The 23971-nt window shown below is 73.4% G+C and carries 26 protein-coding genes and 4 tRNA genes; 16 read left to right on the top strand and 14 right to left on the bottom strand.

What is annotated here, in order from left to right:
* Positions 1 to 66: 66 nt before the first annotated feature.
* On the bottom strand, positions 67 to 1476 hold the full coding sequence (locus tag PSED_RS10445; protein WP_013674207.1) for an MFS transporter: 1410 nt from the start codon (positions 1474 to 1476) through the stop codon (positions 67 to 69).
* Between the two features lie 413 nt (positions 1477 to 1889).
* Here PSED_RS10445 and PSED_RS10440 point away from each other — a divergent pair, with 413 nt between their 5' ends.
* Complete coding sequence (locus tag PSED_RS10440) at positions 1890 to 2696, top strand: DUF1707 domain-containing protein (protein WP_041759486.1); 807 nt, start codon at positions 1890 to 1892, stop codon at positions 2694 to 2696.
* Between the two features lie 6 nt (positions 2697 to 2702).
* Here the strand turns inward: PSED_RS10440 and PSED_RS10435 are convergent, their stop codons facing one another.
* The gene (locus PSED_RS10435; protein ID WP_013674205.1) at positions 2703 to 3023 is read right to left on the bottom strand and encodes a cupin domain-containing protein; all 321 of its coding nucleotides are present in this window, start codon (positions 3021 to 3023) and stop codon (positions 2703 to 2705) included.
* Positions 3024 to 3086: 63 nt separating this feature from the next.
* On the opposite strand from PSED_RS10435, the gene PSED_RS10430 reads away from it, so the two are divergent.
* Positions 3087 to 3707, top strand: a complete 621-nt coding sequence (locus PSED_RS10430; RefSeq protein WP_233899383.1) for a TetR family transcriptional regulator — start codon at positions 3087 to 3089, stop codon at positions 3705 to 3707.
* 13 nt (positions 3708 to 3720) lie between these two features.
* Here the strand turns inward: PSED_RS10430 and PSED_RS10425 are convergent, their stop codons facing one another.
* Positions 3721 to 4674 (bottom strand): hypothetical protein, encoded by a 954-nt coding sequence (locus tag PSED_RS10425; protein ID WP_202946363.1) that lies wholly within the window; start codon positions 4672 to 4674, stop codon positions 3721 to 3723.
* 225 nt (positions 4675 to 4899) lie between these two features.
* Here PSED_RS10425 and gad point away from each other — a divergent pair, with 225 nt between their 5' ends.
* On the top strand, positions 4900 to 6300 hold the full coding sequence (gene gad / locus PSED_RS10420; RefSeq protein WP_013674202.1) for a glutamate decarboxylase: 1401 nt from the start codon (positions 4900 to 4902) through the stop codon (positions 6298 to 6300).
* 134 nt (positions 6301 to 6434) lie between these two features.
* Here the strand turns inward: gad and PSED_RS10415 are convergent, their stop codons facing one another.
* Positions 6435 to 7307, bottom strand: coding sequence for an MIP/aquaporin family protein (locus PSED_RS10415; protein WP_013674201.1), 873 nt, complete (start codon positions 7305 to 7307; stop codon positions 6435 to 6437).
* 303 nt (positions 7308 to 7610) lie between these two features.
* Here PSED_RS10415 and PSED_RS10410 point away from each other — a divergent pair, with 303 nt between their 5' ends.
* The 3 genes from PSED_RS10410 to PSED_RS10400 all read left to right on the top strand — a co-directional run bounded on the left by PSED_RS10410 (position 7611) and on the right by PSED_RS10400 (position 9338).
* Entirely contained in the window at positions 7611 to 7985 is a 375-nt protein-coding gene (locus PSED_RS10410) for an ArsR/SmtB family transcription factor (RefSeq protein WP_143770422.1), read from the top strand.
* Positions 7972 to 8523 (top strand): SRPBCC family protein, encoded by a 552-nt coding sequence (locus PSED_RS10405; RefSeq protein WP_013674199.1) that lies wholly within the window; start codon positions 7972 to 7974, stop codon positions 8521 to 8523. Before PSED_RS10410 ends, PSED_RS10405 begins: the two co-directional genes overlap by 14 nt.
* A gap of 83 nt (positions 8524 to 8606) precedes the next feature.
* Positions 8607 to 9338: an FprA family A-type flavoprotein gene (locus tag PSED_RS10400; protein WP_013674198.1), complete on the top strand. Its 732-nt coding sequence runs from the start codon at positions 8607 to 8609 to the stop codon at positions 9336 to 9338.
* A gap of 229 nt (positions 9339 to 9567) precedes the next feature.
* Here PSED_RS10400 and PSED_RS10395 read toward each other — a convergent pair.
* The 4 genes from PSED_RS10395 to PSED_RS10380 form a co-directional block, all read right to left on the bottom strand.
* A tRNA-Val gene (locus tag PSED_RS10395) sits at positions 9568 to 9639 on the bottom strand.
* 21 nt (positions 9640 to 9660) lie between these two features.
* On the bottom strand, positions 9661 to 10029 hold the full coding sequence (locus tag PSED_RS10390; RefSeq protein WP_086002800.1) for a TIGR02611 family protein: 369 nt from the start codon (positions 10027 to 10029) through the stop codon (positions 9661 to 9663).
* Positions 10030 to 10088: 59 nt separating this feature from the next.
* Positions 10089 to 11030: an anti-sigma factor domain-containing protein gene (locus PSED_RS10385; protein ID WP_143770421.1), complete on the bottom strand. Its 942-nt coding sequence runs from the start codon at positions 11028 to 11030 to the stop codon at positions 10089 to 10091.
* A gap of 26 nt (positions 11031 to 11056) precedes the next feature.
* Positions 11057 to 11713, bottom strand: coding sequence for an RNA polymerase sigma factor (locus PSED_RS10380; RefSeq protein WP_013674196.1), 657 nt, complete (start codon positions 11711 to 11713; stop codon positions 11057 to 11059).
* Between the two features lie 242 nt (positions 11714 to 11955).
* Here PSED_RS10380 and PSED_RS10375 point away from each other — a divergent pair, with 242 nt between their 5' ends.
* The 4 genes from PSED_RS10375 (at position 11956) to PSED_RS10360 (ending at position 12764) form a co-directional block, all read left to right on the top strand.
* Complete coding sequence (locus PSED_RS10375; RefSeq protein WP_013674195.1) at positions 11956 to 12375, top strand: SsgA family sporulation/cell division regulator; 420 nt, start codon at positions 11956 to 11958, stop codon at positions 12373 to 12375.
* Between the two features lie 102 nt (positions 12376 to 12477).
* Positions 12478 to 12550, top strand: a tRNA-Gly gene (locus tag PSED_RS10370).
* A gap of 66 nt (positions 12551 to 12616) precedes the next feature.
* Positions 12617 to 12688: transfer RNA gene (locus PSED_RS10365), tRNA-Cys, on the top strand.
* A 1-nt stretch (position 12689) separates the two neighbouring features.
* Positions 12690 to 12764: transfer RNA gene (locus tag PSED_RS10360), tRNA-Val, on the top strand.
* A 110-nt stretch (positions 12765 to 12874) separates the two neighbouring features.
* On the opposite strand, the gene PSED_RS10355 is transcribed toward PSED_RS10360, so the two are convergent.
* From PSED_RS10355 to PSED_RS10350, 3 genes are all read right to left on the bottom strand, one after another.
* Positions 12875 to 13102 carry a hypothetical protein gene (locus PSED_RS10355; protein ID WP_049803363.1) on the bottom strand — a complete coding sequence of 76 codons (228 nt, stop codon included), beginning with the start codon at positions 13100 to 13102 and terminating at the stop codon, positions 12875 to 12877.
* 87 nt (positions 13103 to 13189) lie between these two features.
* Entirely contained in the window at positions 13190 to 13321 is a 132-nt protein-coding gene (locus PSED_RS35280; protein WP_267939119.1) for a hypothetical protein, read from the bottom strand.
* 20 nt (positions 13322 to 13341) lie between these two features.
* Positions 13342 to 13950, bottom strand: coding sequence for a dihydrofolate reductase family protein (locus PSED_RS10350; protein ID WP_013674194.1), 609 nt, complete (start codon positions 13948 to 13950; stop codon positions 13342 to 13344).
* Positions 13951 to 14229: 279 nt separating this feature from the next.
* Between PSED_RS10350 and PSED_RS10345 the strand changes: the two genes are divergently transcribed.
* On the top strand, positions 14230 to 15450 hold the full coding sequence (locus PSED_RS10345) for a serine hydrolase domain-containing protein (protein ID WP_041759484.1): 1221 nt from the start codon (positions 14230 to 14232) through the stop codon (positions 15448 to 15450).
* A 149-nt stretch (positions 15451 to 15599) separates the two neighbouring features.
* Here the strand turns inward: PSED_RS10345 and PSED_RS10340 are convergent, their stop codons facing one another.
* Positions 15600 to 16985 carry a chloride channel protein gene (locus PSED_RS10340; protein WP_013674192.1) on the bottom strand — a complete coding sequence of 462 codons (1386 nt, stop codon included), beginning with the start codon at positions 16983 to 16985 and terminating at the stop codon, positions 15600 to 15602.
* 181 nt (positions 16986 to 17166) lie between these two features.
* Between PSED_RS10340 and PSED_RS10335 the strand changes: the two genes are divergently transcribed.
* Positions 17167 to 18195, top strand: a complete 1029-nt coding sequence (locus PSED_RS10335) for an ABC transporter substrate-binding protein (protein WP_013674191.1) — start codon at positions 17167 to 17169, stop codon at positions 18193 to 18195.
* Positions 18196 to 18266: 71 nt separating this feature from the next.
* Positions 18267 to 18518, top strand: a complete 252-nt coding sequence (locus PSED_RS10330; RefSeq protein ID WP_013674190.1) for a type B 50S ribosomal protein L31 — start codon at positions 18267 to 18269, stop codon at positions 18516 to 18518.
* 43 nt (positions 18519 to 18561) lie between these two features.
* Here the strand turns inward: PSED_RS10330 and PSED_RS10325 are convergent, their stop codons facing one another.
* Positions 18562 to 19455: a metallophosphoesterase family protein gene (locus PSED_RS10325; RefSeq protein ID WP_013674189.1), complete on the bottom strand. Its 894-nt coding sequence runs from the start codon at positions 19453 to 19455 to the stop codon at positions 18562 to 18564.
* 138 nt (positions 19456 to 19593) lie between these two features.
* Here PSED_RS10325 and PSED_RS10320 point away from each other — a divergent pair, with 138 nt between their 5' ends.
* The 3 genes from PSED_RS10320 to PSED_RS10310 are packed head-to-tail and all read left to right on the top strand — an operon-like array spanning position 19594 to position 22719.
* Positions 19594 to 20919, top strand: a complete 1326-nt coding sequence (locus tag PSED_RS10320) for a cytochrome P450 (RefSeq protein WP_013674188.1) — start codon at positions 19594 to 19596, stop codon at positions 20917 to 20919.
* 45 nt (positions 20920 to 20964) lie between these two features.
* A complete protein-coding gene (locus PSED_RS10315; protein WP_013674187.1) occupies positions 20965 to 21867 on the top strand; it encodes a hypothetical protein in 903 nt (300 codons plus the stop codon).
* Positions 21868 to 21924: 57 nt separating this feature from the next.
* Positions 21925 to 22719, top strand: a complete 795-nt coding sequence (locus PSED_RS10310) for a polysaccharide deacetylase family protein (RefSeq protein WP_202946362.1) — start codon at positions 21925 to 21927, stop codon at positions 22717 to 22719.
* Here PSED_RS10310 and PSED_RS10305 read toward each other — a convergent pair.
* Positions 22706 to 23932: a DUF2332 domain-containing protein gene (locus PSED_RS10305; protein WP_049803362.1), complete on the bottom strand. Its 1227-nt coding sequence runs from the start codon at positions 23930 to 23932 to the stop codon at positions 22706 to 22708. The genes PSED_RS10310 and PSED_RS10305 overlap by 14 nt on opposite strands.
* Positions 23933 to 23971: the final 39 nt, after the last annotated feature.

Here is a 23971-nt window from a genome sequence, read left to right as displayed (position 1 = left end):
AGCCGACCGTCGACCGTTCGAGCGGCGACGAAACGTCCCGGGGGCAGGGTCGGGGCATGGGTCGGGTCATTCCTGCGCGGCGGCAGCGCCGTCGTGCCGGCTCGGGCCGGTGTCAGCTGCCCGCCCCGACCGGGCGCCGCCGGGACCGGTCGAGGTCCCGAGCGCGAGCACCGCACCGAGCGCCGCACAGCCGGCGAGCAGCCAGAACACCGGCGGGTACCCACCGAACACGCCGGCGAGCGCGGCCCCGGCCCACGGCGCCAGCGCGGTCGCGACGGTCACCGGCGCCGAGAGGATCCCGTTGAGCCGGCCGTAGTGCGCGGTACCCCAGCGGTCGCTGACGGCGGTGGCCTGCAGCAGCGTCACGATCCCGCGGCTCACGCCCATCAGCAGCGACGCCCCGAACAGCAGCGCGGCGGGGCCGGGGACGAGGGCGAGCAGGGCGGCCGTCACCGCGGTGGCGGCGAGGATGACGACGGCACGCGTGGGCGCGCTCAGCCGTCCCGTCACATGCCGGTATCCCAGCCGCCCGACGAGCTGCGCGACCCCGGCGAGACCCAGCGCCCAGGCCGCGGCGTGCGTCGACAGGCCGCGCTCGATCAGCAGCGGCACCTGGTTGACCAGTACCGCGAACGACGTGAACGTGCCCAGCGCGACGGCGGCCACCACCAGCACGAACGCCCTGCTGCGCACGACGGCCCGGGGCGCGGGGCCGTCGTCGGAGGTGTCCGCGCGCGGGGCGGCGGGCCACGGCCCACGCAGCCCGACCAGGTGCGCAGGGACCGTCACCAGCGCGAGCACCACCGCCAGCACCAGGTAGGCGTGGCGCCAGCCGAGATGATCGAGCAACGTCGCCGACAGGGGCGCGAACACCGTCCCGGCCAGCCCGCCGAGCATCGTGACGGCGGTGAGCGCGGTGACCCGGCGCGGCCCCCACCAGCGGGTCAGCGCGGCGAACGCGGGCGGGTACAGCGTCGCCGACATCGCGACGCCCGCCACCAGCCACGCCGCCACGAACAGCGGGAACGACGGCGCGAACGCCACCCCGGCGATCGCCGGTGCCGCGAGGACCGAGCCCGCGGTCATGACCGGCCGCGGCCCGATCCGGTCGAGCGCCCGGCCCGTCCCGATCCCGACGACGGCCGACACCACGAGTCCTGCGGAGAACGCGGCGGTGACGGTCGCGACCGACCAGCCCGTGTCGTCGGCGATCGACGGTGCGAGCACCGGGAACGCGTAGTACAGGACGCCCCAGCCGACGACCTGGGTCAGGCACAGCACGACGAGGACGCGCCGCAGCCCACGCTCGTCGAGAGCGGCGGCCGGAGACGCGGTGGACTGCGGCGCAGGGAGTTGCGGACCCGTGGTGTGCGGCATCGCCCCCAGCGTCTCCCACGCCGGCAAGATCCGCCGGACGGCACGCGGCAGGCCGACGCCTGCGCAGGCTGGGCCGACGAGCTGTACGCGGCTGCTCACGATCGACCGTCCGCCGGGCCCGGACGAACCGCGCGCTCCCGCCGCCGGCCGCCTCAGCCGGCGCCCAGCCTCTCCGCGACGACGTCCACCCCCGGGCCGGCCGGCGCCCCGAGGCCCGCCGGGCGCCCCGACGCGACCACCAGCAGGACGACGTCAGCTCGGCGCCCTCGCCGTCGGTCCAGCCGGAGTCCTCCCGTTCCGCGGCCACCGCGGCGTCGACCACGGCCCGCGGCAACGCCGGAGAAGAAACGGGCGTCATGCCCGGATGGACCGATTCGACCGCCCCGACTCATCGGTCCCGGCCGCGCGTCTATTCTCAGCGCCTCACGAAAGGCAGAGATGTCACCTTCGCGCAGGTACGGGTCACCCCGGTCGTCGTCGGCGGGCACCCCGCCCCGATCACGGCGGGCGACGTGAGCAGTGGGGCGGCGCGGCGCGCCACCCGCGCCCGCGACGCCGACCGGTCGGCGACCTGCGCGGCGCTCGACAGCGCGCTGGTCGACGGGCAGCTCGACACCGTGGAACACCGCGAGCGCGTCGCGGCGGCGATGACGGCGACCACCCTGGCCGAGCTCGCTGTGCTCACCGCGGACCTCCAGGGCGCGCCGCCGCCACCGGCCCCGCGCCCGCGCCGCCGCTCCCGCGCCGGCGTGTGGTTCGTCGGCCTCGCGGGTGTGCTGGTCGTCGCGCTGGTGGTGACGCTGTGCAGCGTCGGGCGGTCGGTCGATCCCGTGGCGGGGCCTCCCGGGGCGGCCGCGGCGGACGGCGCACCGACGCAGGGACCGCTGTTCACCGCCGCGGGCTGGGACGCGATGCTCTCGTGGCTGCGGACCGAGCACCGCGGCACGACGGTCGTCGGGGCGACGGTCTATCCGACGTACGCACGGATCGAGGTCCTCGAGCCCGACGATCCGCGGCACACCCGCCGCGTCGACTACCCGCCGCGGAAGTCCGACGCGTCGATGGGCGGGAACCGCAAGCTCGACGACCCGCTCGTCGACCTCGCCACCGTCGACCAGGCGGCCCTGCGCAGGCTGCTCGCGGAGGCACCGGAGCGGGTCGGCGTCACCGATCCGACGTCGACCTACATGGTCTTCGGCTTCCCGACGCGTCCGGCCGACCAGCTCGGGATCTACGTCTCCAACGAGCACCGGCAGAGCGGCATGATCATCGTGACGGTCCGCGGCGAGATCGTGTCGGTCTCCCCCGTGAACGGCTGAGCGCCGCTACTTCAGCTCGACGAACAGCGCGTGCGTCGGCACGTCGCCGATGTTCTCGCCGATGTGGGTCTGCGCGTCGACCCACCCGGCCTCGTGCAGGGTCTTCTCGACCTCGACCGTGCGGCCGTCGACGGTGAGCCGGCGCCGGAACGTGGCCAACGGGATGATCACCATGTCGGGGTGGGTGTGCTCGCACGTCCGGTCGCCCGGCTCGTCGCGGTACTCCAGCACCCGCACGCGCTCGTTCTCGAACACCACCGAGTACAGGCCGGGGTCGGTGACGACCGGGTCGGTGCTCGACGCCGCGCTCGTCGTGTCCGTGCTCATACGACACCTCCACCTTCGCGGGACTTGAGTACCATGAAGGACACCATGGTACCGTGACCGTCAATGGCTTCGATGGCGTCAGAGGCACTTCCGTACGAGCTCACCGGCCGGCGCAACCAGAAGGCCCGCACCCGATCCGCGCTCGTCGCCGCCGCCCGCGAGCTGCTGTCCCACGGGACGACGCCGACCGTCGAGGAGGCTGCCGAGGCGGCCGCGGTCTCCCGGACCACGGCGTACCGGTACTTCCCGAACCAGCGGGCCCTCGTCGCCGCCGCCTACCCCGAGGTCGACCAGGACTCGCTGCTGCCCGACGACCCGCCCGACGACCCGGTGCAGCGCCTGGACCTGCTGCTGGCTGCGACGAACCGGATCGTCCGGGACTGGGAGATGCAGCTGCGGGCGGCGCTGCGGCTGTCGCTCGAACCCGGCGCCGAGCCGACCGGCCCGGTACTGCGCCGCGGGCGCGTCATCGGCTGGCTGGCCGACGCCTTGGAACCGCTCGCCGCCACCCACCCGGACGTCGACCGCGACCGGCTCGCCGTCGCGATCCGCGCGGCGACGGGTATCGAGGCGTTCGTCTGGCTGGTCGACGTCGCCCGCTACCCCCGTGAGGAGGCGCTGGAGCTGATGCGCTGGAACGGCCGCGCGATCCTGCGCGCCGCCCTCGACGACGGCGGGCCGTGAGCGGCGCGGTCGGTCAGCGCGGCCCCGACCGCTCCTCGGTCACGTCGTCGACCTGCTCGCCCGCAGGAGCCGCGTCCGGGTCCCGGCCGGCCGGAGGCGCGACCGCGGGCCGCTCGAACAACTGGGCCAGCCCCGCCGCGCTGAAGCAGGCCGCGCCCGCGGCGGTACCCCAGTTGACCACCCCGACGCTGATCGCCTCGCCGGTCACGGGCCGTACGAAGGCGGCGATCCCGGACAGCATGAACAGCCACGACCCGACCTGGTTCACGACGACGATCCACCAGCCCAGCGACGAGCCCAGCACGCGGAACCGGCCGTGGCAGACCTCCATGATCCCGACGTGCCCGGACACCAGGAACAGGATGCAGCCGACCACCTCCGGTGCCCAGACCAGCCGGTCGACCTGGCGCGCGCTCAGGTCCGACACGAACGCGTCGACGAGGCTGATCGCGAACGCCAGCGTGCCGCAGAACAGGACGAACGCGGCCACCCAGCCGGGGCGGTTCGGCTCGTACGCCCACCACCGCCAGGGGCGGGCGACGAGCGCTCCGTCGTCGCCGATCCGGCGCGGCGAGTTCAGCTCCTGGACCAGGGCCGCATAGGCGCCGAGGGAGAACCAGAACCCGCCGATCAGGAACGTCCGGTCGATGACGGGAAGCGGTGCCCCGTCGTACTGCGCCAGCAGCGCACCGACGGTGAACAGCGCGCCGCCGAGGAAGAACGACACCCCCGAGATGTCGTTGCACCGCCGCAGCCGGACGGCGACGGCCGGCCGCGCGAAGATCCGCGTGACGGTGCCCTCCCGGACCACCTCGACGAACCCGCGCTTGCGGGCCGGCCGGGACTCCCAGGTGGCGGTCGAGCCGTCGGCGTGCTCCCACTCCACCCTGCTGAGCAGGGACCCAGGCCCGGCCGTGTCCCGCACCCGGGCGTCCCGTGGCAACTCGAAGGCGTCCCCCAGGCTCACCAGTCGATCGTCGTCGGTACCGCACGCGGTCGGGACCACCCGGGCCGGGCGATTCGGCCCGGCGGGCCGCCCTGCCGCGGTCCACCCCCTCCGGGTGATGACGGTGCGCGCCGCGGGCGGTCACGGTCGGGGCCCACCGGGGTGCTCGAGGCAGGCGGCGCCCCGACCCGCGGTGACCACCGTGCAGCCCGACGCGGTCGGCGCCGAGCAGAGGGGATGCCGAGAATGCCGCTACACGACCGCGACACCGTCCGCGACGAGCTCGACGACTGCGTCTTCGTCGACCGCGACCTGACCAGGCCCGTCACCAAGTACCGGTTCCCGCAGGAGGAGAGCCTTCCGCGGGACGTCTCCCAGCTGGTGTCCGACGAGCTGATGCTCGACGGCAACGCGCGCCAGAACCTGGCCACCTTCTGCCAGACGTGGGTCGAGCCCGAGGTGATGGGCCTGATGGCGCTGTCGGTCAGCAAGAACATGATCGACAAGGACGAGTACCCGCAGACCGCCGAGATCGAGCGGCGGTGCGTGCACATGATGGCCGACCTGTGGAACGCGCCCGAGGCGGCCAACACCGTCGGCGCCTCGGCGATCGGCTCGTCGGAGGCGTGCATGCTGGCGGGGATGGCCGCCAAGTGGCGGTGGCGGGCGAAGCGGCGGGCGGCCGGCAAGCCGGTGGACAACCCGAACATGGTGTGCGGCCCGGTACAGGTGGTGTGGCACAAGTTCGCCCGGTACTGGGACATCGAGATGCGCGAGGTCCCGATGGCCCCCGGGAGCTACGCCATGGACGCGGCCTCGATGCTCGAACGGGTCGACGAGAACACGATCATGGTCGTGCCGACGCTCGGCGTCACCTACACCGGTGCGTACGAGCCGGTGGCCGACATGGCGCTCGCCCTCGATCAGCTGCAGGCCGACACCGGCCTCGACGTCGACATCCACGTGGACGCCGCCAGCGGCGGTTTCCTCGCCCCGTTCTGCGCGCCCGACCTGGCCTTCGACTTCCGGCTCCCGCGGGTGAAGTCGATCAGCGCCTCCGGACACAAGTTCGGGCTCGCACCGCTCGGTGTCGGCTGGGTCGTCTGGCGCGGCGCCGGCGAGCTGCCCGACGACCTGGTGTTCCACGTCAACTACCTGGGCGGCGACATGCCGGTGTTCCAGATCAACTTCTCCCGGCCGGCCGGGCAGATCGTCGCGAGCTACTACAACTTCCTCCGGCTCGGGCGCGAGGGCTATCGCCGCATCCACGACGCGTCGTACGACGTCGGCCAGTACCTCGCCGCCGAGATCGTGAAGCTCGGCCCGTTCGAGCTGCTGTGCGACAGCAGGCCCGACACCGGCATCCCGACGGTCACGTGGCGGATCCGCGAGGGCGAGGACCCCGGATACACCCTGTACGACCTGGCCGACCGGCTGCGCACCAAGGGGTGGCAGGTGCCCGCCTACACCCTCACCGGGACCGCCTCGGACATCGCGGTCCAGCGCATCCTGGTCCGCCTCGGCGTCAGCCGCGACATGGCCTCCCTGCTGCTCGACGACTTCCGGGACGCCGTCGCCCACTTCGGCAAGCACCCGGTCACGATTCCCATGACGAAGCAGGAGTCGGGCGGGTTCAGCCACCTCTGACCCACTCGAGCACTCCCGACGGGGCGCGCGTCGACCGGGGGCGGCGCGGCCCGGCGGGAGTCGAGAACGCGGTCGGCGCCCCGATCCGGAGCCTGCGGCAGCCCCTCGCTCTCGGCGCCGTCTCTCTCGCGCCGTCAGCGCCGGGGCCGGGAACCGGGCCGCCACGCCGAGCCCAGGGTGCCCTGGGCCGCCGCCGCGCCGCTCCGACCGCCACCCCGGCCCCGCAGGACATGGGCGAACCCGACGGCGATGATCGCGCCGACCAACGGCCCGACCAGGTAGGCCCACCACGCCGTCCAGTCGCCCAGGACGATGGCGGGCCCGAGCGAGCGGACGGGGTTCATCGACGCCCCGCTGACCGGTGAGCCCCACAGCCCGGCCAGCGCGATGTAGCTACCGACCCCGATCGCTGCCAACGGCCCGATCTGCTGCGCCCCCGAGGCGGTCCCCAGGATCACGCTGACCAGGCCCGTGGTCAGGACGATCTCCCAGAGCATCGCGGTGGTCGCCGAGATGCCGGGGCCGGGCAGGGTCAGGCCCGCGCTGCCCTGCTTCCCGAGCAGCGCCATCAGCAGCAGCGTCGCGAGGATGGCGCCGAGGAGCTGGGCGACCACGTAGGCCGGGACCCGCCGCCACGGAAAGTCACCGCGCGCTGCGAACGCGATGCTGACCGCCGGGTTGAGGTGCGCGCCGGAGACCGTGCCCATGAACAGGATGACGGCGGCGACCATCAGGGCCGGGGCCACCACCTTCGCCCCGTACGGGACCGCGTCGCCGCCGAAGCGAGCGCTGACCATGCCGCCGCCGACCGCCACCAGGACCAGCAGGAACGTCCCCAGCACCTCGGAGAACAGCCGTCGTCCCTCGTAGCCGTCGTCCCAGAAGTCGAACTCCCCGACCACCGAGTTCGGCTGCCCCATCGACCGCAGGGCCACGGCGGCGTGCGTCGCCGCGTCCGCCCCCGGCACCTCCGACGGCGCATCCGTCTCGTCCGACTCGCCTGCCATCGCCCACCCCCGATCCGAGCCACGACGACGTCCACCACCCGGCGCCCGCTCCACGACGTCTCGCAGCCCGTCCACCGTCTGCATGCGACGACGACGCCGCATCGTCCGGCGCGGGTGAGCGGGGCCCCGGACGCCGGACCGGAAGCGGACCGGTCGCTCCGTCGGCACCGGGGTGACGGCGCCGCCCTCTGCGCAGGACGGTCGAGCGGCCTTCCCCGAACCGGCGTCCGGAGGACACCAGCGAGGTGCACCTCAGACGTGTGCACTTGTCGGTTAAATACGCCTGCGGTTACATCTGTGGGCGTGGAGACGTTCACGGTCCTGGCCGACCCCCTGCGCCGGCAGGTCCTCGAACTCCTCGCCGAGGGGCCGGTCACGGCGGGCGACCTCGCCGCGCGGTTCCCGGTCACGCGGCCTGCGGTGAGCCGGCACCTGCGGGTCCTGCGGGAGTCCGGGCTCGTCGAGTCCACGGTGCAGGGCCAGCACCGCGTCTACACGCTCCGCCGCGCGGGACTCGCCGAGCTGGACGACTGGCTCGCCCGGTTCCGCCCGCTGACCGCCGACGCCGCGCCGGCCGGACCCGCCGCACGGCTCGACGCCCTCGACACCGAACTGCACCGCGGCCGTCGTGCCCGGCGCGCCGCCGACCCGACGGGAGCACACCGTGGCACGGCCTGACCCCGGCGACCGCCGCACCCTGACCCTGCGCCGCACCTACCCCGATCCGGTCGAGGAGGTCTGGGCGGCGTTCACCGACCCCGCCCGGCTGGCCCGCTGGTTCGGCTCCTACACCGGCACCGGCCGTCCCGGCGGCACCGTCGAGCTGACCATCACGGGCGAGGTCGACGCGGGCGGGGCCGTCGCCGATCCGGTCACCGTGACGATCCACGAGTGCGCGCCGCCGCACCGGCTCGTCGTCGAGGTCCCCGACCCCGACGGGCAGGCGTGGCACATCGAGGTCGACCTCGCCCCGGCCGGCGGGGGCACGAACCTGGTCTTCACCCAGCGGCTGACGCCGGGCCTCGGTGCGGCCGACGTCGAGGCGGGCTGGAACTGGTACCTCGACCGTCTGGAGGCCTCCCTCCACGGCACCGAGATGCCGGACTGGAGCGCCTACGCCCCCCGGCTGAACGTTCCCCGGCAGGCGGCGCCCGCCGGTCCGCGACCTCGGCACCCGGCCGACATCCGGTTGCGAACGAGCCCGAGACGATCATGATTCCGGCCCGTGGTGTCTACTCGACGTCCGGCCTACCCTTGTCCGTCTCGTGGGCTCCTGCCCATTTCGAGAGGGGGGCCGAGATGGCCACTGTCGACGAGATCGCGCCGGACATCTTCCGCATCGGTCTCGGTGCGATGCCGGGTGATCCGATCACCACGAGCTTCTTCCTGATCCGCGACGAACAGCCGACGTTGGTCGAGACCGGCTATCGGAAGACCTTCGACGACGCCTGGGACGCGGTGGGCCGCCTGCTCGACCCGACCACCGTGCGCTACGTGGTGGTGCCGCACCTCGAAGGTGATGAGTCGGGTGCCCTGAACCACTTCCTGGAGCGCGCGCCCAACGCACAGGCGGTCGGCAGCCCGATCGGGGCCGCGGTCAACCTGTCCGACTTCGCCGTCCGCGAGCCGCTGGCGGTCGACGAGAGCACCGCGTTCGACCTCGGATCGCACCGGCTGCGTTTCCTGATCACGCCCTACGTCCATCAATGGGACTCGATGCTCGCGTACGACGACACAACGCGAACGGTGTTCTGCTCCGACGTCTTCATCTCCCTCGGCGAGGGTCCGGCGGTGACCGATCGCGACGAGAGCGACGCGATGCTCGACGCGTACCGGATGATCGGAATCTTTCCGTCGAAGCGCCACCTCGACTCCGCGCTCGACAAGATCGAGGCGACGGATCCGATGACACTGGCGTGCCATCACGGCAGCGTGAAAGGTGGTCGCGGCGTTCACGGTTATCTGCGCGCCATGCGGGAGAACGACGTGACCGGGCTGACGGAGTGGAACCCGATGGCGGAGGTCCGCTAGCGAGCGGCCGAGCATCAGCCGGACCCCGCCGGCCGCCGCGCCACAGGGGGCGGGCCCGAGGCGATCTCGACAGGCACGGAACTGCCGGGCGCGCGACGATCCGGACGACGACGAGCCGGCCGACCCCGGTCCCGCTCCGGCGTGGCGCGAGCCTCCGCTCAGGATCCGGAAACGACGAACGGCCTGGTCCCAGGGCTCATGATGAGCCTCTGACCAGGCCGTTCGGCTGTGGGCGATACTGGGATCGAACCAGTGACCTCTTCGGTGTGAACGAAGCGCTCTCCCCCTGAGCTAATCGCCCGCTGCCGTCGGCAACCCTACATCACCCGAAGATCGGGCTCTCCAGCCAGGTCCAGTGTTGCAGCCCGACCCAGCCCGCGACGAGGTGGAAGGCGTTGAGCAGCCACAGCGTCGCGACGACGATCGCGGCCGTCGCCAGCAGGACCAGGATCTTGACGGCCCAGTGCTGCCGGCCGAGCCACTCGGTCCAGGCGTCGTACTTGCCGCGGGCATAGCTCAGGACGCGCTTGGCCCAGGTGAACTCCGAGGCCAGGATCGCGAGACCGGCGAAGACGATCAGCCAGCCGGGGCCCGGGTACGGGATCGCGACGATCCCCGCGACGAGCACGGCGGTGCCCAGCACGCCGACGCCGATGCGCCAGACGCGCCGCCACGTCGGATGCTCGTCGATCCGCGCCCGGAACGCGGCGATGCCGGACTTCTCGTCCTGCTCGTCCTCGGTCTTCTCGCTCAGATCTCCACCTGCCCGCTCGCCACGACCTTCGACGGTGAGGCAGGAGCGGTCCGGCCGGGCTCGATCGAGATCGCGTAGCCGGCATAGCTCGCGCCCGGGCCCGATCCTATGTCGTGGGGTCCGCTCTCCACCGATCCGACGTCGAACGTCCCCACCGCCTGGGGTGGACCCGCACCCATCCCCCACAGCACGTACGTGTCGGTCGCGGCGGAGTTCGCGGGCAACCCGACGGTGACGATCTGCCGGGTCGGCCCCGAGACCATGACCGCCGCGACGGGGGTCGCGCCGGGCGCCTCGGTGAGCCAGGCGTGCCGCGTGCCCGGGCTGTCGAACCGCGAGACCATATCGAAGATCGTCTGGGTCCGGGCGATCTGCTCGTCGCGCTGCTGCTGCAGCTGGACCGTGCGGGCGACGAGCCCGCCGAGCCCGACCGCGACGACGAGCACCAGCGCCGCCGCGACGAGTCGTCGCGTGCGCGCCCGGGGCGCGCGGCGCGGGCCGGACCGCCGGGGCGGGCCACCGTGCCCCGGAAGCGCGGGCGGCCGGGGCGGGCCACCGTGCCCCGGAAGCGCGGGCGGCCGGTCGTCGCCGGGGCGAGCCCCGGTCGCACCGGGCACCGTGGGCCGGGTGAACCCGGCGGGTCCGGCGGGTCGGGCGGGTCGGGCGGGCACGGTGGGCGCGGCGGGGGCGACCGACCCGGTGGGCCGCACCGGGGAGGCGGACGGCTGCTGCGGCGTGCGCACGGCGGCGTCGAGGATCGCCGCCCGCAGCCGAGCGGGTGGATCGGCCTGGTCCACCGACGCGCCGAGCACGCCGAGGGTCGCCCCCGCCTCACGGGCGGCGGCCCGGCAGTCGGGGCACGTCGGCAGGTGACCGAGGATCTCCATCTCCTCGTCAGGCTCCAGCACGTGCAGCACCAGGCCGACCGCCTGCTCCACCCGCGGACACCCGGGCCGGCGCGCCCTCATCGCGCACCCCCGGCCAGGTCGTCGGCCACGTCACCGAAGAGCGGCGCCAGCACCCCGCGCAGCTTCTGCACGCCGGTGAACATGCGCGACTTGACCGTCCCCAGCGGGACGCCGACCAGCGCGGCGACCTCGCGCTGGGTGTAGCCGCCGAAGTAGGCGAGCGTCAACGCCTGCCGCTGCTCGGCGGGCAGGGTGCCGAGCGCGTCGCGGACCTGCCCGGCGAGGACGGCGCCGAGCGCGGCCTGGTCGGCCCCGGGGCCGGCAGGCGCCGACCGCTCGTCGGCGTCGTCGGCCGCCGGTACCGTGCGACGACGCAGGGCGCTCTCGCGGCGGACGGCGTCGACCGACTTGTGGTGCACGAGCGTGAGCAGCCATGACCCGAAGGCGCCGCGTCCGGCGTCGAACCGGCCGGGGTCGCGCCACACCGCGAGGAACACCTCCTGCACGACGTCCTCGGCGATGCCCTCGTCGACGCAGAGCCTGCGCGCCAGCGAGTACGCCGGGCGGCCGTAGCGGTCGTAGAGGGCGGCCAGCGCCGTCGTGTCGCCCTGGGCCAGGCGGCTCACGAGCAGCTCGTCGGCCGGGTCCGCGGCCCCGGCCGTCGCCCGGCCACGCGGACCGGACGGGCCCGCTCCGTCCGCCTGGTCCGTCACCGGGGATGTCCTCACACTCGACGTTCGCACCGACCGGGCGCGCGGTTCGAGCGTAGGGCGGCGGCGGCCGACCCGCGCGGCGATCACCCAGGTCGTGGGCCCGGCGGGCGGGCGCGCGCACCCTCCCGGGTGAGATTCGCCGATCTTTCGGGCGGACTCGCCGTAGTCGACCCGTCACATCTTCGCGACACGCTCGTTTTTGTGCATGACGGACCAGGCGGGACCCGAGAAAGAGGAGCACGATGCGCGACGTAACCAACATCATCTGCAAGCAGACGGTGTTCGAGCTGATCGCTCCCGACTCGACGGTCACGGTGAACGTCGAGCTGACCTACTCCTTCCGGGACCCGTTCGCCGTCGAGGCGTCATTCCGGACGGGCAACTCGCAGCCGGTCGTCTGGGTGTTCGCGCGCGACCTGCTGGCCGACGGGCTGACCGAGGCCACCGGCGACGGCGACGTCACGGTCGCCCCGATCGGCCACGGTCAGGTCGAGCTCGTGCTCACCTCGCCGTCGGGCCACGCCCGCTTCCACGCCGACGCCGCGGAGCTCTCGTCGTTCCTCGAGCACACCTATGCGGCCGTCCCGGAGGGCGCCGAGTATTCGTGGCTCGACTTCGACGCGGCCCTCACAGAGCTTCTCGACGAGAAGGCCCGCGACTGATCTCGCAGGTCAGGGGCCGCGCGCAGGCCCGTGCGGGGGGTGCTTGAAACGACCCCCCGGGCCTGCGCTAATGTTTCCCCATCGCACCGACACGGTGCACATGCGGACGTAGCGCAGCTGGTAGCGCATCACCTTGCCAAGGTGAGGGTCGCGGGTTCGAATCCCGTCGTCCGCTCGGAGGAACCTCGAGTCAACTTCTGGACCTCCAGGTCTCGAACCACCGGAGCGATCCGGAGGATCGGGCGGAGTGGCCGAGTGGCTTAGGCAAGGGCCTGCAAAGCCCTGTACGCGGGTTCGATTCCCGCCTCCGCCTCGGGCGATTAGCTCAGTGGGAGAGCGCTTCCTTGACACGGAAGAGGTCACTGGTTCAATCCCAGTATCGCCCACCACCCGAGGAAGGCCCCTTGTCCGGTCCGGACAGGGGGCCTTTTTCGTATGCCCCCGGCCTCGTGAGTGGCAATAGTCGCTATCGCGACTATTGCCACTCACAGGGCACCACTCACGCGGGCAGGACGCGGTAACGCAGGTGCAGGACGTGCTGGCCGGGGTCGTCGACATCGCGGGTGCGCAGGAGGGCCTGCGTCGCCCCGGCGCCGTGCACCATCGCGACCCCGTCGCCGACCGCGGCCCGGGCCAGCGCCGCACACTCGGCCGGGTCGGTGACGTAGCGGACCGTGCCCGGCGGCGTCTCGTCGGGAACCTCGTGGGTCAGCACGAAGATCGGCACGCCGTCGTGGTGGTCGCCGCCCCAGCGGCCCGCCAGCTCGTACGTCCGACGGCCGGAGATCAGCGCCCGGGTGGACAGGGCCTGCGCCTACACCTCGCCGCTCGGCCCGGGGTCGGCCCGCTTGTCGAGCCAGTTGACGAGCCGGAACCCGCCGGTCCCCAGCGGCGCGTCCGGCCCGTCGTCGGGACCGGCGACGTAGCCGTCCGACGCTGACGTCATGTCCACGCGGATGCGACCCGTCACCGGTCACTCCCCACGACCCGGTAGCGCAGGTGCAGCACGCCCGCACCCTCGAGGGACCGCACCAGTTCGAGCTCCACCCGGCCCGGCGGCAGGCCGTCGAACAGCCGCCGCCCGCCCCCGAGCAGCACCGGTACGACGTGCAGCTCGATCTCGTCCAGCTGACCGGCCGCCAGACACGCCTGCGCAGCCGAGGCGCCGTGCATCATGACGTCCCGGTCGCCGGCGGCCGCCCTCGCCTGCGCCACACCGGACCGGACGTCGGTGACGTACCGCGCGTGCCCGGGCGCGGGCCCGTCGGGGACCGAGCGGGTCAGGACGAACACCGGAACGCCGTCGTGGTGATCGCCGGCCCATCCCCCGGCGTGCTCGAACGTGCGGCGCCCGGTGACGACCGCGCCGGTGGCCATCAGCTCGTCGAACACCTCGGCGTCCACATCTGCGGCCGGACGGTACGAGGCCGGGTCGACCCCACCGTCGCGCAGCCACGCGTGCAGTCGTTCCCCGTCCACTCCGAGCCCCTGACCAGGGCCGTCGTCCGGGCCGGTGATGAACCCGTCGACCGAGATCGACATGTAGAGGCGGACCTTGCCTGCGGTCTCGGTCATGGATGTACGGACCGTCGCGCGTCCCGGAAGTCATCGCCGCGAGCGGCCGCCGGCCCATGTCGCAGGGGCATGAGCGCGGTAGTCGCGCTGCGTCCGCGCGCGGCGACAGGCAGCGACCTGAGGGACGACCTGGCCGGATGCTCCGGACACAATGGACCAACTGGCACTTATGGACCGATCTCCGGCGCGGTAGACGGTACGTGGCGTCCCGCGTCGGGTCGCCTCGGGCGCCGAAGGAGCGGGTTCATGGGCCGATCGTGGGTTCGGTACATAGGCGCTGTGGGCCTCACGGTCGCACTGACGGCGGCGGTCGCGAGCCCGGCCGCGGCGGATGCCGCGCCGACGACAGGCGGAGGACACAGCGCCGACCGATCCCTCGACCCGCCGACGCTGGCCGAGGTCCAGCGCATCGTCGCCCGGTTCCAGGACACGAACCACACCCCCGGCGTCCTGGTCGGAATCTGGAGCCCCGAGGGGAACTTCGTCAGCGCGACGGGCGTCTCCGATCTCACGACCGGGGCGCCGATCGCCCCGGACATGCAGTTCAAGATCGCCAGCCAGACCAAGGCCTTCACGGGCAACCTCATCCTGCAGCTCGTCGGAGAGGGGCGCGTGGGGCTCGACGACCGCATCTCGCGGTGGGTGGCCGGGGTGCCCAACGGTGACCGGATCACGATCCGCCAGCTCCTGACCATGACCAGCGGTCTCAGCACCGGGTTCCTGCTCCAGGAGGAGAACGTCGCCAAGCTGGCCACCGGGTGCACCGAGGCGGACGTGCTCGCGGCCGGCGCGGCGGAGCCGCCCGTCGCGGCGCCGGGCGAGACGTGGTCCTACAGCAACTACGGCTACGACCTGCTCGGGCGCGTCGTGGAGCTGACCACGGGGCTGGACATCAGCACCGCCATCCGCACACGCATCACCGAACCCCTCGGGATGCACCGCACCTTCCTGCCCACCTCCGGGAACGGCCTGAGCACGCCCTTCACCCACGGATACGGGACCGGCGGGGTCCTGTCCTCCGTGGCGCCGGGAGTGGCGTCCGACGACGTCACCCCCCTGCACCAGTCCTGCGTCGGCGCGTCGGGCGGGATGGTGTCCACCCTCTCGGACCTGCGGGTCTGGTCCCGGGCCCTGGGGACCGGTGCCCTGCTGGAGCCGCAGGTGTGGCGGGAGGCCACGAGGAACCCGATCCCCTACGTCTTCCCCGACGGCTACAACGGCTCCGGGCGGTGGTTCCAGGGGCTCGGCTTCGTCGAGTCCGGTGGGTTCATCGGCAAGGAGGGCAGCTTCCCCGGCTACGAGTCGATCACCATGTACTCGCCTTCCCGGCACACGACGATCGAGGTCGTCGCCACCAAGCAGCCCAACGGCATCACGCCCACGCTCATGTTCCAGGCGCTCGCGATGGCGCTCTACGGCCCGAACCTCGGCTTCGGGCTGACGCCGGAGCAGGCCCTCACCCCCACCTACACCGGCCTGCCGCCGGCTCCCGGGAACTGACCCGCGCGGGCCCCGCCGAGAACGCCGGTCCGTGAGTGCGGGACGATCGGCCGCCCGGACCCGGCGCAGGCGCGGCATCGACGGCGCCAGGGCCCGCGTCGTTCCCCGCGAGCAGGCGCCGATGCGGCCCACCTCCCCCGGGACCGCGGTCAGCGCGGCTCCGGCACCTCCGAGAGCCGGGCCGAGTAGATCGAGTAGCCGTCGACCCAGCGGGCGACGGCCGTCGCCAGGAAGGTGATGATCGCCGCCGGCACCATGATCGCGAACCCGCTGTTGGTCAGCTCCAGCACGAGTGCGAGCGCGGCGAGCGGCGCCTGCATCCCGGCGCCGAGCATCGCGGCCGCGCCCAGCATCGCGTACGCGCCCACCGGCGCACCCGGCCACAGCAGCGCCCACAGCCCGCCGAGGCACGCGCCGAGCGCGGCACCGGTGGCCAGCGTCGGCGTCAGCAGCCCGCCCGCGGCGCCGCTGCCCAGGCACAGCGTCGTGACGAGCGGCTTGAGGACGCCGAGCACCGCGAACAGCCCGATCGTCCCGATGCCGAGGAACGCGTCGCGCACGATGGCCTGCCCGTTGCCGTAGAGCTGCGGCCACACCAGGCCGAGCGCCGCCAGCACCGCGAACGCCCCGAGCGGCGCGACGAGCGCCCAGCGTCCGGGTGGCCGTCGGTGCGAGACCCAGGCGATCAACCGGACGAACCCGACGGCCGTCAGCCCGACGAGCGGGCCCGCGAGGAGCGCGAAGCCGACCTCGGGGAGGGCGAACGAGTAGTCGGGGATGCCGGGGTAGGTCGCCTCGGTGGGCAGGTGGATCCAGCCGACGAGCGTGGCGATCGCCGACGTCGCGAGTGCCGGCAGGATGACCGGGAGGCGCACCGTCCCGCACAGCACCTCCGCGGTGAAAAGGGCGCCCGCGAGCGGGACGTTGTAGACCGCGGCGACGCCGGCGCCGGCCCCGCAGGCCACGAGCAGCCGGCGCTGGCCGACGTCGAGACCGGTCCATCCCGAGACGACGCTGCCGAACACCCCGCCCATCAGCTTCGGCGCCGCCTCCCGGCCGAGGGACGCGCCGAGCCCGACGACGATCTCCGACAGCAGCGAGGTCCCGGTACTGCGCGGGACGGACAGCTTCCCGTCGCCTGCCCAGATCGCGTCGTCGACCTCCGAGCGCTGGCCCGCGGTCCACTTCCGCAGCAGGTACCAGCCCACTCCCGCGATGACGCCGCCGACGAGCAGCGGGATCACCCGGCGCTGCCAGGAGGTGGCCGCGACGACGGCGTCGATGTCGACGGTCGGCGAGGCGGCGGCCGGGCCGTAGGCGAGGCCCTGCACGGTGTACAGCACCGTCATCAGGACGATGCCCGCGAGGCCGGCGCCGATCCCGGTCAGCACTACCGCGACCCAGAACCGGGCGGTCAGCCGGACGTCCTCGTCCCCGGTCGCGTTGGGCTGCTCCATGGCGCCGCGACCGGAGCCGATACGGGTGCGCAGTAGCGGCTTCGGCTCGCGCCGCCGTTCACTCGGTCGCTCGCTCACCGCTCTCCTCGGGCCACGTCGGGCACGTGCCGGCTTATTCTGGTCGACGGCGCCGCCCGGCGGGGTGGACCGGCGTCGCAACACCCGGTGACGTTCCCGCGGCGATCCGGGCCACCGACAGCTGGACGCCCTCGGCCACGCCCGCCTTCCCGGCGAAGTGAGGGATGGCTAACCTCATCCGGTGACCGATACGACGACGTCCCGTCCGCGTCGACGGCTGCGCCGGGCCGGCGCAGCCGCGGCCGCCCTGCTCGCCCTCGCCGTCGCCGCCTGCTCCGGCCCCTCCCAGGACACTCGCCCCGGCAACACCGACGTCGCGACGGGCGGGACGCTCTTCGCCACGGCCGACGAGGCGACGGCCGCGTTCAGCGCCGACGTCGCGCCGGGCGTCTTCCCGCGGACGATCACCCACGCGGCCGGCACCACGAGGCTGGAGAAGAAGCCGCAGCGCATCGCCGTGCTCGACAGCGGCGAGCTCGACGACGTCATCGCCCTCGGCCTCACGCCCGTCGTCATGGCGAACCCGAACAACACCCCGCCCAGCTACCTCGCGGAGAAGACGGCAGGCACCGCGACGGCGGGCGACACGAACAACCTCAACCTCGAGGCGATCGCCGCCGCCAGGCCGGACCTGATCCTCGGCAGCAAGCTGCGCGCCGACCAGCTCTACGACCGGCTCTCGGCCATCGCGCCGACGGTGTTCAGCATCCGCCCCGGTTTCCCGTGGAAGGAGAACTTCCTGCTCGTCGGGGCCGCCACGGGCGAGGAGGACGCCGCGGTGCGCATCCTCAACGACTACCAGCACCGGGCCGACGAGGTGCGCTCCGAGGTCGCGGCCGCGCCCCCGACCATCTCGATGGTGCGGTTCATGCCGGGCCGGATCAGGCTCTACGGCAACCTCTCGTTCATCGGCGTCATCCTGTCCGACGTCGGGCTGCCGCGGCCGAAGACCCAGAACTTCGACGAGCTCGCCGCCGAGATCTCGGCCGAGCGCATCGACCAGGCCGACGGCGACCGGATCTTCTACTCCAGCTACGGGCCGCCCGAGCAGACAGCGCAGCCGGCGGTCCTGGACAGCGCGCTGTGGAAGGGGCTGTCCGCGGTGCGGGCCGACCACGTCCGGCCCGTCGACGACGAGGTCTGGTTCCTCGGGCTGGGTCCCGTCGGCGCCGGGAAGGTGCTCGACGACCTCCAGCGGCTGCTGGGCTGAGCCGCGCGTCCCGGAATGAAAACCGTTGTCGGATGCGTTGCCGGGTGCAGGAACGAACGAGAGGACGCGACATGCGCACCGGCATCCACCCCGAGTACCGCCCCGTCGTCTACCAGGACCGGTCCACCGGCGACGCCTTCCTGACGCGGTCGACCGCGACGTCCGACCGGACGATCGAATGGTCCGACGGGAACACCTATCCCCTGGTCAACGTCGACGTCACGAGCTACTCGCACCCGTTCTGGACGGGCACGACGCGCGTGCTCGACGAGGCGGGGGCCGTCGAGAAGTTCCGCCGCCGCTACGGCGACCGCCGGCGCTGACCGCTCGTGCGTGGCGATGGTCGCCAGCGCGACCATTCGCCACTCACAGGGGCTTGTCGTAGCGCTCCAGGGGATCGGGTTCCTGGGGCGGCAGCGGCAGGATTCGGCGCGGCAGCGGTTCCGTGCGGATGCCCCGCTCCTCCCGGAACCGCTGCTCGCGCGGGTAGCCGAGCGACGTCTCGACGAAGCGCACGCCGTCCTGCCAGCTCACCCGGGGCACGTGCAGGTGGCCGTAGACGACGGTCCGCGCCCGGAACCGGACGTGCCAGTCGGCGGTCCGGGTCGAGCCGCACCACAGCGAGAACTCCGGGTAGCGCAGGATCGCCGTCGGCCGCCGGGTGAGCGGCCAGTGGTTGACCAGCACTGTCGGCAGCCCGGGATCGAGCGCCGCGAGCCGCTCCTCCGTTGCGCGGATCCGTGCGTCGCACCAGGCCTGGCGGGTCGGGTAGGGGTCCGGGTGCAGCAGGAACTCGTCGGTGCAGACGACTCCCGCCTCCCGGGCCGCCGCGAGGCCCTCCTCGGGGGTGGTGGTCCCGGGGGGCAGGAACGTGTAGTCGTAGAGCAGGAACAGCGGCGCGACGACGATCGGCCCGTCCGCGCCGGTCCACACCGGGTACGGGTCCTCCGGGGTGTCGACCCCGGCGGCACGGGCCCGCTCCACCAGCCGTCGGTACCGCTCCTCCCCGCGCAGCGCGTCGGCCTCCTTGGGTCGCGTCCACAGCTCGTGGTTACCCGGCACCCAGAGCACCCGGGCGAAGCGCTCGCGCAGGTCGGCCAGTGTCGCGACGACCTCGTCGACCTGCTCCCCCACGTCGCCGGCGACGATCAGCCAGTCGTCGGGATGCCCCGGCGCCAGCCGCGCGGCGATCTCGCGGTTCTCGCGGTGGCGGACGTGCAGGTCGCTGACGGCGAGCAGACTCGGCGCGGGGGCGGACACCTCACGTTCCTACCCGAGCGCCGCTGTCCGTTGTGGGCGGCGTGCGCCGCACCACCCGTGCTGAGAGCCCGCTGAAGCCGCTTTACGCCATAAGTTACCGCCGGTAAGTTGAGGTCCGACCCGATCGAGGAGGCGGACATGGCGGCTTCGGGTGGACCGCGACGCGTGATCAGGTGGGGGCTGCGGCACGGCGTCGTGCGCCGGGCCGTCGGGAAGCGGGCGCGGGCCGGGGAGCTCGGCGCGCGGCTGATGCTCGATCCCGAGGTGCTCGCCGAGCCGTACCCCTTCTACGAGGAGCTGCGTGCCCGCGGCCGGTTCGTCGACACGGGGCTCGCACTCACCTCCGCCCACCACGACGTCGCGACAGAAGTGCTGCGCAGCAAGGACTTCGGCGTCGGAATGCGGATGCCGGAGAACCTGCCCGGCCCGGTCCGGCTGGCCGTCAGGGCCGGCGGGCGCTGGGCGCTGGGGCCGGTGCAGCCGCCGTCGATGCTCGCGGCCGACCCGCCCGACCACACCCGCTACCGCAAGCTCGTCACCCGCGCGTTCAGTGCCCGCGCCGTCGCCGCGCTGCGCCGGCGCACCGAGGAGATCGCCGCCGGCCTGCTCGACGACCTGGCCGCCCGTCCCGGCGGAACCGCCGACCTCGTGGCCGACTACGCCGCGCTGCTGCCCGCGACGGTGATCGCCGAGATGCTCGGCGCCCCGCTGGACATGCGCGACCAGTTCCTGCGCTGGGGCGAGGGCGGGGCGCTGTCGTTGGACATGGGGCTGACCCTCGCCGAGTTCCGCCGCACCGAGCGCGACATCGACGCCCTGCACGCCTGGATGCTGGGCCACTTCGACCGGATCCGCGCGAACCCCGGTGAGGACATCCTCTCGGCGCTGGTCGGCGTGCACGACGAGGAGGGCGGCCTCACCGAGGACGAGCTGAGCAGCATCGCGATGCTGCTGCTCGCCGCGGGCTTCGAGACGACGGTCAACCTCATCGGCAGCGGGTCCGCACTGCTCATGCAGCACCCCGACCAGCTCGCCCTGCTGCGCGACGACCCGTCGCTGTGGCCCAACGCCGTCGACGAGATGCTGCGCATCGACTCGCCCGTCCAACGCACCGGCCGGATGGCGCACGCCACCACCGAGGTGCTCGGCACGACGATCCGCGCGGGCACGGTCGTCGTCGTCCAGCTGGGCGGGGCGAACCGCGATCCCGCGGTGTTCGACGACCCCACCCGCTTCGACGTCACCCGCGCCAACGCGGGCGACCACATCGCGTTCTCCAGCGGCATCCACTACTGCCTGGGCGCGGGGCTGGCCCGGATGGAGGGCGAGGTGGCGCTGCGGGCGCTGTTCGAGCGCTTCCCCGACCTGGCGCCGGCCGGTCCGGGACGGCGGCGCCCGACCCGGACGTTGCGCGGCTGGGCGTCGCTGCCGGTCGCGCTGGCACGCACGAGCGTCCCCGCCTGACCGATCTGCTTTCTCCCGGGCCGCCCGGGTGGGAGGCTTTCGGCCGTGCAGATCAATATCGAGCTGCAGCCGATCGGTGAGGGCCGCGAGCTCGTCGCGTGGCTGCTCGCGTCGTTCGTGGTGACGTTCGTCGTGACCCGGGTGATCACGCGGATGATCGCCAGCGGCCGGGGACCGTTCCGGGACACCACGATCGGCGGGGTGCACATCCACCACCAGGTCTACGGCATCTTCATGATGATCGGGGCCGGGACCGCCGAGCTGACCTACCAGCCCGAGGCACCGTGGGTGCAGGTCGTCGCCGTCGTGTTCGGGGCGGGCGCCGCGCTCACGCTCGACGAGTTCGCCCTCTGGCTGCGCCTCGACGACGTCTACTGGGCCGAGGAGGGCCGCCGGTCGGTCGACGCCGTGATGATCGCCGTCGTCATCGGCATCCTGCTGCTCGTCGGGTCGAACCCGTTCAACGACAGCGACCCCGGCGTCGGAGCGCCGTTGGTGGCGGTGAACATCGTCGTCAACCTGGTGTTCGCCGCGATGGCGATCCTCAAGGGCCGGAACATCATGGGGATCATCGGGGTGTTCGTGCCGGTCGTCGCGCTGGTCGGGGCCTGCCGGCTGGCGCGGCCGCGGTCGTACTGGGCACGGCGCTGGTACAAGCCCGGTTCACGCAAGCGCGAGCGTGCCGAACGTCGCTTCCCGCCCGGGCGCCGCGACCGGTGGGACCGGATCGTCGACTGGCTCGCGCGCCCGCCGGAGCGCCGGCACACGAGTGCCCACATCGAGATCGGGCCGCCCGGCCTGCTCCACGACACGCACCGGCCCGTCCAGGACGACACCCACCGGCACGACGGCCACCTGCACGACGGCCCCTGCGACGTCGGGCGCGACGGCGGCGCCGAGCGGCCCGCCCCGAGCGACGACCCCGCTCGCGCATCCGGGGAGGGGTGACCCCGGCCACGGCGTGTCGGTCGGACTTGATGCCCTGATCGGGTCAAACTCGGCCGAGTGCAGGACGTGACGACGCACGCGCAGATCCGGCCGGTGACGCCGGCGGCTCCCGGCCGACCCCGGCTGAACGCCGCGTCGGCCGTGCTCACCGCACTGGTGTTCGGCCTCGTCACGTTCCTCACCGCGCCCGACTCACCGTTCCGCGCGGTCACGCCCCCGCCCCCGCCGCCGCCGGCGCCCGTCGTCGTCCAGGCGGTGCCGAAGGTCCTCACCGAGGTGCGCGGGCAGCCGGGGGCCCGGACGGTCGCCCTGACGTTCGACGACGGCCCCGACCCGACCTGGACACCCCGCATCCTCGACGTGCTGCGCAGCCACGGCGCCGTCGCCACGTTCTGTCAGATCGGCAACGTGATGGCGGCGCATCCCGAGACCGTCGCCATGGTCGCGGCGGCGGGTATGCGGATGTGCTCGCACTCGCGGACGCACGACGAGTCGCTGTCCACGCGCGCGGAGTCGACGGTGGTGGCCGAGATCGTGGACGTCCGCGACCGCGCCGAGCACGTGCCCGGTGCCGACGTCGAGTACTTCCGCGCGCCCGGCGGCTACTGGTCGCCGACCATGCTCACCGACGCCGCCACCCGCAACCTGCAGCCGCTCGGCTGGTCGGTCGATCCCCGAGACTGGAAGCGTCCCGGTGTCGACGCCATCGTCGCCGCCGTGCAGAAGCAGGTGCACCCGGGCGCGATCGTGCTCCTGCACGACGGCGGCGGCAACCGCTCGCAGACCGTCGCCGCGCTCGAGCGGCTGCTGCCCTGGCTGTCCGCGCAGGGCTACACGTTCACGTTCCCCTGATCCGGCCTCCGGGCCTGGTGCGCTCCGCGGGCCGGTCCAGCCACTCCAGCCACGCCGCGCTCGGATGCGAGCGGCCCAGCACCTGTCCCGTGCGCACGCCGTCGCGCACCGACACGTGCCCGACGACGCCGAAGACCCCGCCTGCCCGGTTGTCCTCCAGCCAGCCGGCGGGCACGTCCAGGCCCTGCACGGTCGTCGTCGCGTCCGGCCCCAACGGCACCAGCGGGTCGACGGAGATCCACTCGATCTGCCTGCGGCGGCTCAGGTGGTCGAGCAGGGCGTCGAAGCGGGCGAGGCGGTCGGGCGGCAGGAAGACGTGGACGTAGGTGTCGAGCAGGCAGACCGTCGCCTCCTCGGGCATCCCGGCGACGGCGTCGAGCAGCACGTCCAGGACGTCACCGCGGACCGCCCTGGCACCCTCCGACCGGGTGATCGCCGCCGCGGCCGCGAACCGGGTCACCGCCGTCGCCTCCGGCGGGACGCACGCCGCGAGCCAGCCGTAGGTCTGCGGGTCGGCCAGGTCGTGCGGTTCGACGTCGATGCCCACGCGGCCCAGGATCGGCGGGACCCGGTCGGGCACGACGGGCGCGACACCGCGCACCGCGCACTCCAGCCGGACCGTCGCGCCGGGGTCACCGCACGTCAGCGAGGTGCCGTCGGCGAGCCGGTAGCGGTAGGCGTAGCGGTCCAGGTGCAGCGCCAGGCCCGCGCCGGTACCGAGGTCGACCAGCGCGAGCGGCCGGCCGTCGCGCGCGGCGATCCGGCCCAGCACCGGGACGACGTCGAGGCACCGCGCGACCTCGTTCATCTGGTAGCGGTGCCCGGCGCACAGCCGGGCCAGCTCGTCGCGCTCGGCGCGGGCGAACGCCGCCACCGCCGCCGGGAAACCGCCGTCGTCGGGCGGCTGCTCCCCGCCGGGACGCGGGAGGTAGCGCGCGACCGGGTCGTCGGGACGCTGCCCGGCCAGCCGGACGAGCGCCGCCGACAGCAGCAGTGCCGGGACGCGGTCGGCGGGGATCCCGGCGGCGACCGCGCGCAGCACGTCGTCGCGGGCGATCGCGGTGAGGATCGCGGCGGTGAGCCACCAGCTGGGCGGGGCGTCGGGCGGGGACCAGGCCGCGGCGACGGCCAGCGCCTGGTCGGCGACGGCACGTTCGCGCTCCTCGGCGCCGGACGCGCCGGCGACGGTCGTCGCGGCCGGGTCGGCGTCCATCACGGCAGTCTTCACCCGACCGGGCCGACGCGCCAACAT

Source organism: Pseudonocardia benzenivorans CB1190 (genome assembly GCF_000196675.2).
GTDB lineage: Bacteria > Actinomycetota > Actinomycetes > Mycobacteriales > Pseudonocardiaceae > Pseudonocardia > Pseudonocardia benzenivorans.
Note: the sequence above shows the minus strand (reverse complement) of the source record. Positions and strands in the feature narration are given on the sequence as shown.

Excerpts from the sequence above, each read along its gene's own strand:
- PSED_RS10400 (WP_013674198.1), top strand. The coding sequence starts at position 8,607 with ATGGCCACTGTCGACGAGATCGCGCCGGACATCTTCCGCATCGGTCTC.
- PSED_RS10415 (WP_013674201.1), bottom strand. The coding sequence starts at position 7,307 with ATGGCAGGCGAGTCGGACGAGACGGATGCGCCGTCGGAGGTGCCGGGG.
- gad (WP_013674202.1), top strand. The coding sequence starts at position 4,900 with ATGCCGCTACACGACCGCGACACCGTCCGCGACGAGCTCGACGACTGC.
- PSED_RS10320 (WP_013674188.1), top strand. The coding sequence starts at position 19,594 with ATGGCGGCTTCGGGTGGACCGCGACGCGTGATCAGGTGGGGGCTGCGG.
- PSED_RS10430 (WP_233899383.1), top strand. The coding sequence starts at position 3,087 with ATGGCTTCGATGGCGTCAGAGGCACTTCCGTACGAGCTCACCGGCCGG.
- PSED_RS10435 (WP_013674205.1), bottom strand. The coding sequence starts at position 3,023 with ATGAGCACGGACACGACGAGCGCGGCGTCGAGCACCGACCCGGTCGTC.
- PSED_RS10375 (WP_013674195.1), top strand. The coding sequence starts at position 11,956 with ATGCGCGACGTAACCAACATCATCTGCAAGCAGACGGTGTTCGAGCTG.
- PSED_RS10330 (WP_013674190.1), top strand. The coding sequence starts at position 18,267 with ATGCGCACCGGCATCCACCCCGAGTACCGCCCCGTCGTCTACCAGGAC.
- PSED_RS35280 (WP_267939119.1), bottom strand. The coding sequence starts at position 13,321 with ATGACGTCAGCGTCGGACGGCTACGTCGCCGGTCCCGACGACGGGCCG.
- PSED_RS10350 (WP_013674194.1), bottom strand. The coding sequence starts at position 13,950 with ATGACCGAGACCGCAGGCAAGGTCCGCCTCTACATGTCGATCTCGGTC.
- PSED_RS10305 (WP_049803362.1), bottom strand. The coding sequence starts at position 23,932 with ATGGACGCCGACCCGGCCGCGACGACCGTCGCCGGCGCGTCCGGCGCC.